This window comes from Stenotrophomonas sp. SbOxS2 (genome assembly GCF_013416715.1).
Taxonomy (GTDB): domain Bacteria; phylum Pseudomonadota; class Gammaproteobacteria; order Xanthomonadales; family Xanthomonadaceae; genus Stenotrophomonas; species Stenotrophomonas lactitubi.
Genome location: NZ_JAAVXD010000005.1, coordinates 131,973 through 144,182, shown reverse-complemented (window position 1 = coordinate 144,182; position 12,210 = coordinate 131,973). Strand labels below are relative to the sequence as shown.

The window sequence follows — 12,210 nt, the reverse complement described above, 5'->3', positions numbered from 1 at the left end:
GCCGAGCATGGCTCGGCTCTACAGATTCGGCGCGATCAGTTGCTCTTCTTCGCCGCCAGCTGTGCAGCCAGTTCGGCCTTGAATTCCTCGAAGGTCTGGCCCTTCTCGTTGGCTTCGGCCTGCGCCGCATCGCGCAGCGCATCCGAATAGATCAAGCGCACCGGCGTGCCCTGCCGTTCGTGCAGTTCACCGGCCTGCATGATCAGCGCCAGCACCTGCGCCGCACTTTCGCTCTGGCCGGCAATGCGGCCATCCATGCCCAGCACCCATTCGCCATCGCGACGGACGACGCCGGCCAGCAGCGTGCGCTGGGTGTCGCGCAGTTCGGCATGCGGCTCGACGGGCGAGGCGGTGGCGGCGGCCTTGTTGGCAGCCTGCTGTTCCTGGCGACGGCGCTGGTCGCGGCGGGATTTGGAAGAGGTCGACATCAGTGGGGCTTGCATTGCGGGGGCGCAAGGATAACCCACGCCCCCTGCATGCTGGTTCACACCGGCACGGTATCGACTCAGTCCAGCACCCGCCCCTGCCGCCAATAGCCCATGAAAGTGATCGCGCGGCGATCCAGGCCGCAGTCCTTCACCAGATACCGGCGGATCGCCATCACCGCGCCGGCCTCGCCCGCCACCCAGGCATACATCGCGCCGTCCGCGCTGGCATCAGCCTGCTCCCACAGGATCTGCGCGTCGACGTCGATCTCGTCCAGTTCTGCACCCTCGGCCACGGCGGAGGCCGCCGCCAGCCGCGCCTGCACGGCCTGCAGCAACCGCTGCCCATGAACCTCCTGCCCGCGCGGCAACCACACCAGTTCGGCCGTGGCCGGTGCCTTCAATGGCACCGCATCGCCCGCCTGGGCGATCTCCAGCAGGGCCAGCGTGCGCGGCGGATCGGCCAGCCCGGCCAGTTCCTCGAGGATGCCGGCCACTGCCGGCAATGCCGTCTCATCGGCCACCAGCAACACCTGGCCAACCCCGGCTGGCGGCTTCCATTCCCAGCCCTCGCTGCTGTCCGCGCAGTCGGCGTCGGGGGCCAGCAGCACCACGCGGTCGCCCGGCCGTGCGTGCGTGGCCCAGCGCGAGGCCGGTCCGGTCTCACCATGCAGCACGAAGTCAACGTCGACCTCGCAGTCGCCGGCGCGCAGTTGGCGGATGGTAAAGGTGCGCATCGGCGGCCGCGCGTCATCGGGCAGTGCCCGGTAACGGGCGTACCAGTCTTCGCCGCTGGGCACGTCCGGCGCATCCTGGCCGGGCAAGGGGAAAAACACCTTGATGCGTTGGTCCGGGCCTTCGGTCTTCATGCGCGCTACGTCGGCGCCGGTGAACACCATGCGGTCCAGGGAAGGAGAAAGAACGCGGCGCTCCTTCAGCGCCACCTCGAACAGGCGGTAGGTCTGCTGCGCAGCCATGCGGGTACCTCATACGACGACATCGGAATGGCTGGCTGTCGTGCATCCACGAACCGGCTCGCTGGAAACCCCAGCCTAATCCCTGCTCCCGGCGCCGCAACGGGCCCGCGCGTGATCGCGCACCCTACCCCTGCGCGACGCTCAAAGCGCCGTGCCGGCTGCCTCTGCTGCGCGCTCGCGCTGATGTTCCCAATACCAGAACACGAAGCCGGCCGCGAAGAAGGCCGCCTGTCCCAGTGCCAGATGCAGCGGGCTGTCGTGCAGCAGTGGCGATACCACGCCCGCCACCACGGTGCTGATCATCAGCTGCACGAAGGCCTGCAGCGACGAGGCCAGGCCGCGCTGCTGCGGATACATGTCCAGCACTGCCAGCGCCAGGATCGGAAAGATCAGCGCCATGCCCATGCCGCCGAGGAAGATCGGCATCACCGCCCACGGCAGCGCGAACTGCGGCGCCAGGCTGACGTAGCCGATGTTCAACACGGCAGAGACCGCACACAAGGTGAAGCCAAGGGCCACCTGCCGCGTCGGTGTGCTGTGCCCGGCCATGCGCCCGGACAGGAACGAACCGGTGGTCATGCCGCCGATGGTGGGAATGAACAGCCAGGCAAAGCCGCCTTCACCCAGATGCAGGTGCTGCATCACGATGGCCGGCGCCGAGGAGATGTACAGGAAGATGCCGCCGAAGCCGATGCTGCCGGCCAGCGCCAGGCGCAGGAAACGCGGGTTGAAACCGATGCGCACGTAGTCGCGCATCAACGTGCGTGGCGACAGTGCGACCCGTGCCTGCGCCGGATGGGTTTCCGGCAGGAAGCGCGCGGTGGCCGCCAGCAGCACCAGCGCGAATACCACCAGGAACCAGAAGATCAGCGGCCAGCCGGCACCGCTGAGCAGGATCCAACCGCCGATGATCGGCGCGATGGCCGGGGCGATACCGAACAGCATCGACACCTGGCTCATCAGCCGCTGCGCGTCGTGGCCGTGGTACAGATCGCGGATCACCGCGCGGCCGACGATCATGCCGACACCGGCAGACAGGCCCTGCAGTGCGCGGAACGCCAGCAGCGTGGTCAGGTCGGTGGACAACGCACAGCCAACCGAGGCACCGACGAAGATCACCAGGCCGCCGAGGATCACCCGCTTGCGTCCCCACGCATCGGACAGCGGGCCGTGGGCCAGGCTCATCAGGCCGTAGAACAGCAGGTAGACGCTGATGGTCTGCTGCACCGCCACCTCGTCCACCGCCAGGCGCTGGGCCAGCTGCGGAAACGCAGGAAAGATGGTGTCGATCGAGAACGGACCGAACATGGCCAGGCCAGCGAGCAACAGGGCCATGCGGCGGGTGGAAGGAGCAACAGCGGCGGTCATCGGGCAAGCGTCCGGCAGGGCCATGCGTGACACGCACGGCGGGCGCCGATCCCCTGCAGCAGGGACGGCGCCAGATGAATACGAGAATCCGACCATCATAGGTGGGGAATGCGTGCGACGCCATGCACGGGTGCACAGAACGCACGCCCGGGCCATCGGCCATTCAGGCCTGTGAGGCCGCTGCGGGCCACCGTCGGGCACCGGCAAGAGGCTATAATCGGCGGGCAACACGGTGGGAGAAGCAGGTCACCGCTGCCGAAGGCGCAACGCCCGTAATCGCTCAGGCCCGATACCACCCGTAACAGAACTCTGGAGAGACCGGTTCGATCCGGCGCCGAAGGGGCACGAAGCTGCGGTTTTCCGCGCTTTTAAACTCTCAGGCAAAAGGACAGAGGGGCGCCCGCAGACCGCCGACCGGCGGCTTGTGCCCGTGCGTGTGCCCTTTCCTGACGGATCCTTCGCCATGTCCCAGAACACCCCTTCCCTGCGTGAGCTCGAGCACCATTCGGCGTTCGTCGAGCGCCACATCGGCCCCAACGATGCCGAGATCGCGCAGATGCTCGGCGTCATCGGCCACGCATCGCTGGATGCGATGACCGATGCCATCGTCCCGGCCAAGATCAAGTCGCCGGCACCGCTGGCGCTGCCGGAGTCGATCACCGAAGTGCAGGCGCTGGCGAAGATCCGCGCGATCGCCGACAAGAACACCGTGCTGCGCAGCTTCATCGGCCAGGGCTACTACGGCACCCACACGCCGAACGTGATCCTGCGCAACATCCTGGAAAACCCGGCCTGGTACACCGCCTACACCCCGTACCAGGCGGAAATCTCGCAGGGCCGCATGGAAGCGCTGATCAACTTCCAGACCCTGTGTGCCGACCTGACCGGCATGGAAATCGCCAACGCCTCGCTGCTGGACGAAGCCACGGCCGCCGCCGAAGCGATGACCCTGGCCAAGCGCTCGGCCAAGTCGAAGTCGGACACCTTCTTCGTGCACGACGCCGTGCACCCGCAGACGCTGGAACTGCTGCGCACGCGCGCCGAGCCGATGGGCATCGTGCTGCGCGTGGGCACCCCCGCCGAAGCGCTGGAAGCAGAAGCCTTCGGCCTGCTGCTGCAGTACCCGGACACCTTCGGCCAGGTCGGCGACTACAAGGCGCTGGTCGATGCCGTGCACGCGCGCGGCGGCCTGGTGGCCGTGGCCACCGACCTGCTGGCACTGACCCTGCTGGCCGCCCCGGGCGAATGGGGTGCGGACATCGTGGTCGGCAACAGCCAGCGTTTCGGCGTGCCGTTCGGCTTCGGTGGCCCGCATGCTGCGTTCATGGCCTGCCGTGACGCCTACAAGCGTTCGATGCCGGGCCGCCTGATCGGCGTCTCGATCGACGCACAGGGCACCCCTGCCTACCGCCTGACCCTGCAGACCCGCGAGCAGCACATCCGCCGCGAGAAGGCCACCTCCAACATCTGTACCGCACAGGTGCTGCTGGCAGTGATGGCCTCGATGTACGCCGTCTACCACGGTCCGGAAGGCCTGACCCACATCGCCCGCCGCACCCATCGCCTGGCCGCGATCCTGGCCAGCGCGCTGCGCACCGCCGGTGTGCAGGTCGGTGCCGACTTCTTCGACACGCTGCACGTCACTGGTGTCGACGCCGATGCGATCCATGCCAAGGCCCGTGCTGCCGGCTACAACCTGCGTGCGATCGACAGCAGCTCGGTGGGCATCAGCCTGGACGAGACCACCACCCGCGCCGACATCGTCGCCGTGGGCGCGCTGTTCGGTGCCAACGTTGATGTGGACGCGCTGGATGCCAGCACCGCCGACGCGCTGCCGGCCGGCCTGCTGCGCCAGTCCGCGTTCCTGACCCACCCGGTGTTCAATACCCACCACAGCGAGCACGAACTGCTGCGCTACCTGCGTTCGCTGGCCGACAAGGACCTGGCGATGGACCGCACGATGATCCCGCTGGGCTCGTGCACCATGAAGCTCAACGCCACCGCCGAGATGATCCCGGTGACCTGGCCGGAGTTCTCGCAGATCCACCCGCTGGTGCCGGCCGAGCAGGCGCTGGGCTACAAGGAACTGATCGATTCGCTGGAAGCGATGCTGGTCGAGTGCACCGGCTACGATGCCGTCAGCCTGCAGCCGAACTCCGGCGCGCAGGGCGAGTACGCCGGCCTGCTGGCGATCCGCGCCTACCACCGCTCGCGCGGCGAAGATCACCGTGACATCTGCCTGATCCCGGATTCGGCGCACGGCACCAATCCGGCCTCGGCACAGATGTGCGGCATGAAGGTCGTGGTCACCAAGACCGATGCCAACGGCAACGTCGACATCGAGGACATCCGCCTCAACGCCGAGAAGTACAGCGACCGTCTGGCCGCGATCATGATGACCTACCCGTCCACGCACGGCGTGTTCGAGGAAGAGGTGGTGGAGATCTGCGAGATCATCCACAAGCATGGCGGCCAGGTGTACACCGATGGTGCCAACATGAACGCCCTGGTCGGCGTGGCCAAGCCGGGCAAGTGGGGTTCGGACGTTTCGCACCTGAACCTGCACAAGACCTTCTGCATCCCGCACGGCGGCGGCGGCCCGGGCGTTGGCCCGTGTGCGGTCAAGTCGCACCTTGCCCCGTTCCTGCCGGGCAAGCTGGGTGACAACGGTCCGGTCGGCATGGTCAGCGCCGCCAGCTTCGGCAGCGCCTCGATCCTGCCGATCAGCTGGATGTACATCGCGATGATGGGCACCGAGGGCCTGCGCAAGGCCACCCAGGTCGCCCAGCTCAACGCCAACTACATCGCCAAGCGCCTGGCCCCGCACTTCAAGACGCTGTACACCGGTCGCAACGGCCTGGTCGCGCACGAGTGCATCCTGGACGTGCGTCCGCTGGAGAAGACCAGCGGCATCGGTGCTGAAGACGTGGCCAAGCGCCTGATCGACTTCGGCTTCCATGCCCCGACGCTGAGCTTCCCGGTGGCCGGCACGCTGATGGTCGAGCCGACCGAAAGCGAATCGCTGCACGAGCTGGACCGCTTCATCGACGCGATGATCCAGATCCGCGAAGAGATCACCGCGATCGAAGACGGCCGCCTGGACCGCGAGGACAACCCGCTGAAGAACGCGCCGCACACCGCCACGGCGGTGACCGCCAGCGAATGGACCCACGCCTACCCGCGCGAGCTGGCCGCCTTCCCGCTGCCGAGCCTGAAGCTGCAGAAGTACTGGCCGCCGGTGGCACGCGTCGACAACGTGTACGGCGACAAGAACGTGATGTGCGCCTGCATCCCGGTCGATGCCTACAAGGACGATGAAGTCGAGGCGTAAGCCTTCGCGGTATCGGTGATTCGGTAACAGAACGGCCCGCGCAAGCGGGCCGTTTTCCTTTCCAGTAGATCCACGCCATGCGTGGATGCTTTGCCATCACGGATCGGGCACCTGCCCCAGGCTCAACTGCCACGACACGCCGAAGCGGTCCTGCACCCAGCCATAGCGGCTGCTGAACTCGTAGTCGCCTACCGGCATCAGCCAATGCCCGCCGTCGCCCAGCACGCGCGCGGCACGTTCGAACGATTCGGCACCCGCACATTCCACGAACAGCGACATCGAGGGCGTGAACGTGAAGTCGTGCACATCCAGACTGTCGAAGCACAGGTAGTGGGTGCCGCCGAGCAGGAAAATGGCCTGGCGGACCTGCCCGGGCACGCCCGCGCCCGCCCCGTCCGGATGGCGCTGCAGGGCCAGCAGGCGGAATTCGGCGAAGGCTTCCGCGTACAGGGCCAGCGCGGCTTCGGCCTGGCCGGTGAACATCAGGAAGGGACGGCTGCGCAACATGCGGTGCTCCCGTTCGTCGGGCCGGTATGGCCCACGCGATCAGCATCGCACGCGGGACGTATGCCTTCTGTAGAGCCGAGCCCATGCTCGGCTGACGTCTGCCCGAACAGCAGCCGACCGTAGGGTCGGCTCTACAGAATCACGCCTCGCGCATGCGCCGGGCGATAGCGCTGCTGGCCGCAATGGTCGCCGTCAGCGCCACCATCGACAGGAACTGCAGGCGCGTATGCGCTTCGCTCAGCAGCAGGCCGAAGATCAGCGCCAGGATCGCCAGCGCACAGACGGTCAGCCACGGGAAGCCGGCCATGCGGAACGGCAGGCGCGTGCCCAGGCGGTCGGCGCGACGGCGCAGCACCAGCTGCGAGACCAGCGACAACGTCCACACCAGCAGGCAGGTGGAACCGACGATGTTCAGCAGTACCGGCAACACCTTGTCCGGGAACAGCAGTTCCATGATGGTGGCAGCGAAACCGAACAGGACGCTGGCCAGCACCGCGATCACCGGCACCTGGCGCGGGTCGGTCCAGCCCAGCACGGCCGGTGCTTCGCGGCGTTGCGCCAGCGAATACATCATGCGCGAGGCGCCGTAGAGATTGGCGTTGAGCGCCGACAGCAGGGCGATCACCGCGATCAGGGTGATGGCCGTGGCTGCCCCCGGAATATTGGCGACATCGAGAACCGCGGCGAACGGTGATTTCAACGCTTCGCTGGTCCACGGCACCACGGCGATGATCACGCTCAGCGAACCGATGTAGAACACCAGGATGCGCCAGGCGACGGTGCGGATGGCACGGGCGATGCTGCGCTCGGGGTCTTCGGTTTCCGCCGCCGCGACGGCCACGATCTCGGTGCCGCCGAAGGCGAACACCACCACCAGCAGCGCAGCACCGATACCGGCCAGGCCCTTCGGTGCGAAGCCACCGTGCTCGGTGAAGTTGCTCAGGCCCGGCGAGGCCACCTGCGGCAGCCAGCCCATCAGCAGCGCCACGCCAACGGCGATGAAGGCCAGGATCGCCGCCACCTTGAGGATGGCGAACCAGAATTCGAACTCACCAAAGTTCTTCACCCCGAGCAGGTTGATCGCGGTGAAGAACAGCATGAAGGCCAGTGCCGCCATCGGTACCGGCACCACCGGCCAGACCGTGGCCAGCAACCCGGCCGCGCCCACCGCCTCGGCGGCGATGACGATGACCAGCTGCACCCACCACAGCCAGCCCACGGTGGCACCCGCGGTGGCGCCCATGGCATCGGCTGCATACACCGAGAACGCACCGCTGGTCGGCTTGGCGGCCGCCATTTCGCCCAGCGCGTTCATCACGATGATCACCAGCGCACCGGCCACCAGGTAGGACACCAGCACCGCCGGACCGGCCGCCTGCACGCCCACGCCGGAGCCGAGGAACAGGCCGGCGCCGATGGCGCTGCCCAGCCCCATCATGATCAGCTGGCGTGGCTTGAGCGAATGGCCGAGGCGGGAGGGCGAAGCAGTCTGATCGGGGGTGGCGGGCATCGGCAGGGCTGGCGGCGGCGATAAGGGCGACACCTTACCGTGTCCTGCCGCCGCGGGGATAGGCACAGCGCAGCAGGGAACTCAGGCCGGTAGCTGCTCGCCGACATTCCCACCAATACGGGCGCGGTAGGCGCGCGGCGAGAAACCGGTTTCAGCCTTGAACTTGCGGGTGAACGCGCTCTGGTCGCTGAAACCGCAGGCCTGGCCGATGCAAGCGATGCTCTCGTTGCCATGCAGCAGGTGCATGGCCATCTGGATCCGCAGCCGGGTAAGCACCTGTTGCGGGGTCATCTGGAACACCTTGCGGAAGCTGCGCTCCAGCTTGGACAACGAAAAACCGGTGATGTCCAGCAGGGTCTGCATCCGCACGTTCTCGGCGTAGTGCGTATTGAGGTGGGCCAGGGCCAGCCGCAGCTGCTCGTACTGGGTACCCAGGCTGTCCTTCTGGCCGAGGTCGCGGGAGATGCCGATCAGCCCTTCCACCTGCCCGTCGACCACCAGCGGGCGCTTGCAGGTCAGGCACCAGCCCGGTTCGCGGTTGGCGAACAGGTGCAGCTCCATCAGGTTCTCGATCACCTCGCCGGACAGCACGCGGGCGTCCTGGTCGACATAGTCCGCACTCAGGCCGGTGGGGTAGATCTCGGCTGCGGTGCGGCCGATCACGTCCTTGCGCGCACGCAGGCCCAGCCGTCGCAGCATGGTCTGGTTGACGTAGGTGTAGCGGCCCTGGCGGTCCTTCATGAAGAACAGCACGTCCGGAATGGCGTCGAACAGGGCTTCGATGTCGGCGGGTTCGACTCGCATGCGGCAAGCATACCCGAGCCGCCGATTTGTCTGCGCGTTCACTCCCACGGGACCCTGCATTAACGCCGACGGCGCCAGTGTCTGGGGTCTGCCCCCTACCCGCTCCAGGAGATCCTCCATGGCCGCCAGCAAGCCGACCGGCAAGCGCGCTCCCGCCACTCCCTCCGCCGACCGTGACAGCCGCGGCCAGGGCGATGAACTGCATCAGCTCGCAGGAGGCGCCCATCCGGTACTGACCAGCAACCAGGGCATCCCGGTTGCCGACAACCAGAATTCCCTGCGCCAGGGGCCGCGTGGCCCGACCCTGCTGGAAGACTTCCTGCTGCGCGAGAAGATCACCCACTTCGACCACGAGCGCATTCCCGAGCGCATCGTCCACGCGCGCGGCTCGGCCGCCCATGGCTTCTTCGAACTGACCAAGTCGCTGGGCAAGGTGACGCGGGCGAAGATCCTCACCGAGGTCGGGGTAAAGACGCCGGTGTTCACCCGTTTCTCCACCGTCGCCGGCGGCGCCGGCTCGGTCGACACCCCACGCGACGTGCGCGGCTTTGCGGTGAAGTTCTACACGAAGGAAGGCAACTGGGACCTGGTCGGCAACAACATCCCGGTGTTCTTCATCCAGGACGCGATCAAGTTCCCCGACCTGATCCATGCGGTGAAGATGGAACCGGACCGCGCGTTCCCGCAGGCCGCCAGCGCGCACGACACGTTCTGGGATTTCGTCTCGCTGATGCCCGAATCGATGCACATGATCATGTGGGCGATGAGCGACCGCACGATTCCGCGCTCGCTGCGCACCATCGAAGGTTTCGGCATCCACAGCTTCCGCCTGCTGGATGACGAAGGGAACTCCACCTTCGTCAAGTTCCACTGGCGCCCGAAGCTGGGTCTGCAGTCCACGATCTGGGACGAGGCGCTGAAACTGCAGGCCGCCGACAATGATTTCCACAGGCGCGACCTGTTCGAGGCGATCCAGCGCGGCGACTTCCCCGAGTGGGAGCTGGCGGTGCAGTTGTTCAGCGAGGAACAGGCCGACGGCTTCCCGTTCGACCACCTGGACCCGACCAAGATCATCCCCGAGTCGCTGGTGCCGCTGCAGGTGATCGGACGCATGGTGCTGGACCGCTGGCCGGACAACTTCTTCGCCGAGACCGAGCAGGTTGCGTTCTGCCCGGCCAACGTGCCGCCCGGCATCGACTTCAGCAACGATCCGCTGCTGCAGGGGCGGCTGTTCTCCTATCTGGATACCCAGCTGATCCGCCTCGGCGGGCCGAACTTCAACCAGATCCCGATCAACGCACCGAAGTGCCCGTTCGCCAACCACCAGCGCGATGGCCACATGCAGATGCAGGTGCCGAAGGGACGCGTAGCCTACGATCCCAGTTCGCTGCAGGAAGACAGCCCGCGCGAGACCCCCGCCGGTTTCCGCAGCCATGCCAGCGCCGATGACGGGCGCAAGGGTCGTACGCGTGCGGAGAGCTTTGCCGACCACTACAGCCAGGCACGGATGTTCTTCCGCAGCCTGGAGAAACCGGAGCAGGCGCACCTGGCCTCGGCGCTGGTGTTCGAGCTGTCGAAGGTGGAAACGGAGAAGGTGCGCGTGCGCACCGTCAGCCATCTGCGCAACATCGACGAAGGACTGGCCAAACGCGTGGCCGATGGGCTGGCCCTGCGTACCCTGCCCGACCCGGCACCGACGGCAACCCCCGCGCAGGACCTGCCCGCCGCCCCCGAAGTACGGGTGATCGGCCGCAGCAAGCCACTGCTGCAGGGGCGCTGCATCGGCATCCTGTTCGATGAAGGTTCCGATGCACGGGTGATCGCCAACCTGCGCAAGGCCGTTGAAAAGGCCGGCGCCAGCGTCAAGCTGGTCGCACCGAAAGTCGGTGGCGCCACGCTCAGCGACGGCAAAGTGCAGGCCGCCGATGGACAGCTGGCCGGTACCCCGTCGGTGGTGTTCGATGCAGTGGCGGTAGTGCTGAGTGCCGATGCCGGCAAGGCCTTGGCCAAGGAAGCGGCGGCCATTGGCTTCGTCAGCGACGCTTGGGCGCATCTCAAAGCGATCGCCAGTGACGAAGGTGCACAGGCCCTGCTGAAGGCAGCGCGCGTCGGCAACGATGCCGGCACCGTCGAGGCAGAAGACAGCAAAGCCTTCCTCACCGCTGCCGCCACCCGCCAGTGGGCGCGCGAGCCGAAGCTGCGCCTGCTGGCCTGATCATCCGACAGGAGAACGCTCATGCCCCGAGGTGACAAATCCGCCTATACCGACAAGCAGAAGCGCCAGGCCGAGCACATCGAAGAGAGCGAGCGCGAACGTGGTGCCAGCGAAGGCACCGCCGAGCGCATCGCCTGGGCCACCGTGAACAAGCAGGATGGTGGCGGCAAGCGCAGCGGCAGCGCGCGCACGAGTACGAAGAAGGCAGCGCCGGCCCGCGCCAGCAGTTAACCCGCAGTCGGCAGCGCCCTCACCCAACCGGCCACCACGGCGGCGGCCGGTTCGGCACAGGCCTGCAGCAGCAGATGCGGCCCTTCCAGTGCAACGTGCCGCGCATGCGGCAACAGCGCCTGCAGTTCGGCCACACTCGGCGGCCACAGCAACCGGTCCTGACGCGCCTGCAGGCACAGCGTCGGCACCGTGATCTGCGGCAGCAGTGCGCGTACGTCCACCCTCAGGGTTGCCGCGGCGCGCTGCCGCAGCGTGGCGGCCGGGATCTGAGCCAACGCATCGCGCAACATCGACAGGTGCTCGCGGGTGCGCCATCGCCCCAGCAGCAGGCGTGCCAGCAACGCTACCGGAGGCATCGGCCAGGCCGGCGACAGCAGTGCCGCGCCGGCTGCCGGCAATGGCACGGGCCGACGTGCAAAGGTCGCGGCCAGTACCACTCCGCGCAGCCCGGGCGGGTGCCGCATTGCGAGTTCAACCGCCAACGGGCCCGAGAAGGACTCGGCAAGCAATATGAATGGTCCGTGTGGCAACCATGGCCACAACCCCTCGGCAAGCGTGGCGTAATCCTGCCCTCCCTGTGCAGGCAGTGCGATGGCCTGCGTTGTCAGCCCATGAGCCCGCAGCGCGGACAGGAGCGAGGTCGACATCCTGCCGGTGCCATCCAGGCCTGGCAGCATCACTACGTGCAGCGGCGTGGTCGACGCGGCATCACCGCCCTGCTTTTCCTCGCGTCCAATTTCCATGCCATCTCCTAGGCTGACAAGCATCGCCCGGATCGGCGGCCGAAGGAACCTCTTCTTTGGCTATCCCCTGCTGTGCCGGTCAAGGTTGCGCGATACTGC

Annotated in this window: 10 protein-coding genes and 1 riboswitch; of the genes, 3 read left to right on the top strand and 7 right to left on the bottom strand. The window is 67.1% G+C overall.

All coding sequences use genetic code 11. The features are described from left to right. Window positions 1–35: 35 nt before the first annotated feature. The 3 genes from HFK18_RS10255 to HFK18_RS10245 form a co-directional block, all read right to left on the bottom strand. Window positions 36–428 carry a hypothetical protein gene (locus HFK18_RS10255; protein WP_180166216.1) on the bottom strand — a complete coding sequence of 131 codons (393 nt, stop codon included), beginning with the start codon at window positions 426–428 and terminating at the stop codon, window positions 36–38. A 77-nt stretch (window positions 429–505) separates the two neighbouring features. Next, entirely contained in the window at window positions 506–1,402 is an 897-nt protein-coding gene (locus tag HFK18_RS10250; RefSeq protein WP_180166214.1) for a siderophore-interacting protein, read from the bottom strand. Window positions 1,403–1,543: 141 nt separating this feature from the next. Then, window positions 1,544–2,770: a multidrug effflux MFS transporter gene (locus HFK18_RS10245; RefSeq protein ID WP_099818917.1), complete on the bottom strand. Its 1,227-nt coding sequence runs from the start codon at window positions 2,768–2,770 to the stop codon at window positions 1,544–1,546. A gap of 299 nt (window positions 2,771–3,069) precedes the next feature. Further along, window positions 3,070–3,172: riboswitch (glycine riboswitch) on the top strand. Window positions 3,173–3,233: 61 nt separating this feature from the next. On the opposite strand from HFK18_RS10245, the gene gcvP reads away from it, so the two are divergent. Continuing rightward, entirely contained in the window at window positions 3,234–6,101 is a 2,868-nt protein-coding gene (gene gcvP, locus HFK18_RS10240; RefSeq protein ID WP_180166212.1) for an aminomethyl-transferring glycine dehydrogenase, read from the top strand. A 96-nt stretch (window positions 6,102–6,197) separates the two neighbouring features. Here the strand turns inward: gcvP and HFK18_RS10235 are convergent, their stop codons facing one another. From HFK18_RS10235 to HFK18_RS10225, 3 genes are all read right to left on the bottom strand, one after another. Continuing rightward, window positions 6,198–6,608, bottom strand: a complete 411-nt coding sequence (locus tag HFK18_RS10235; protein ID WP_165377825.1) for a VOC family protein — start codon at window positions 6,606–6,608, stop codon at window positions 6,198–6,200. A 139-nt stretch (window positions 6,609–6,747) separates the two neighbouring features. Next, complete coding sequence (locus HFK18_RS10230; RefSeq protein ID WP_306669828.1) at window positions 6,748–8,118, bottom strand: amino acid permease; 1,371 nt, start codon at window positions 8,116–8,118, stop codon at window positions 6,748–6,750. 81 nt (window positions 8,119–8,199) lie between these two features. Beyond that, window positions 8,200–8,922: an AraC family transcriptional regulator gene (locus HFK18_RS10225; RefSeq protein ID WP_100460033.1), complete on the bottom strand. Its 723-nt coding sequence runs from the start codon at window positions 8,920–8,922 to the stop codon at window positions 8,200–8,202. A gap of 118 nt (window positions 8,923–9,040) precedes the next feature. Between HFK18_RS10225 and HFK18_RS10220 the strand changes: the two genes are divergently transcribed. Then, window positions 9,041–11,137, top strand: coding sequence for a catalase (locus tag HFK18_RS10220; protein WP_180166210.1), 2,097 nt, complete (start codon window positions 9,041–9,043; stop codon window positions 11,135–11,137). A gap of 21 nt (window positions 11,138–11,158) precedes the next feature. Next, window positions 11,159–11,368, top strand: coding sequence for a hypothetical protein (locus HFK18_RS10215; protein WP_180166209.1), 210 nt, complete (start codon window positions 11,159–11,161; stop codon window positions 11,366–11,368). Here HFK18_RS10215 and HFK18_RS10210 read toward each other — a convergent pair. Beyond that, on the bottom strand, window positions 11,365–12,111 hold the full coding sequence (locus HFK18_RS10210; RefSeq protein WP_180166207.1) for an alpha/beta hydrolase: 747 nt from the start codon (window positions 12,109–12,111) through the stop codon (window positions 11,365–11,367). The genes HFK18_RS10215 and HFK18_RS10210 overlap by 4 nt on opposite strands. Between the last annotated feature and the right edge of the window lie 99 nt (window positions 12,112–12,210).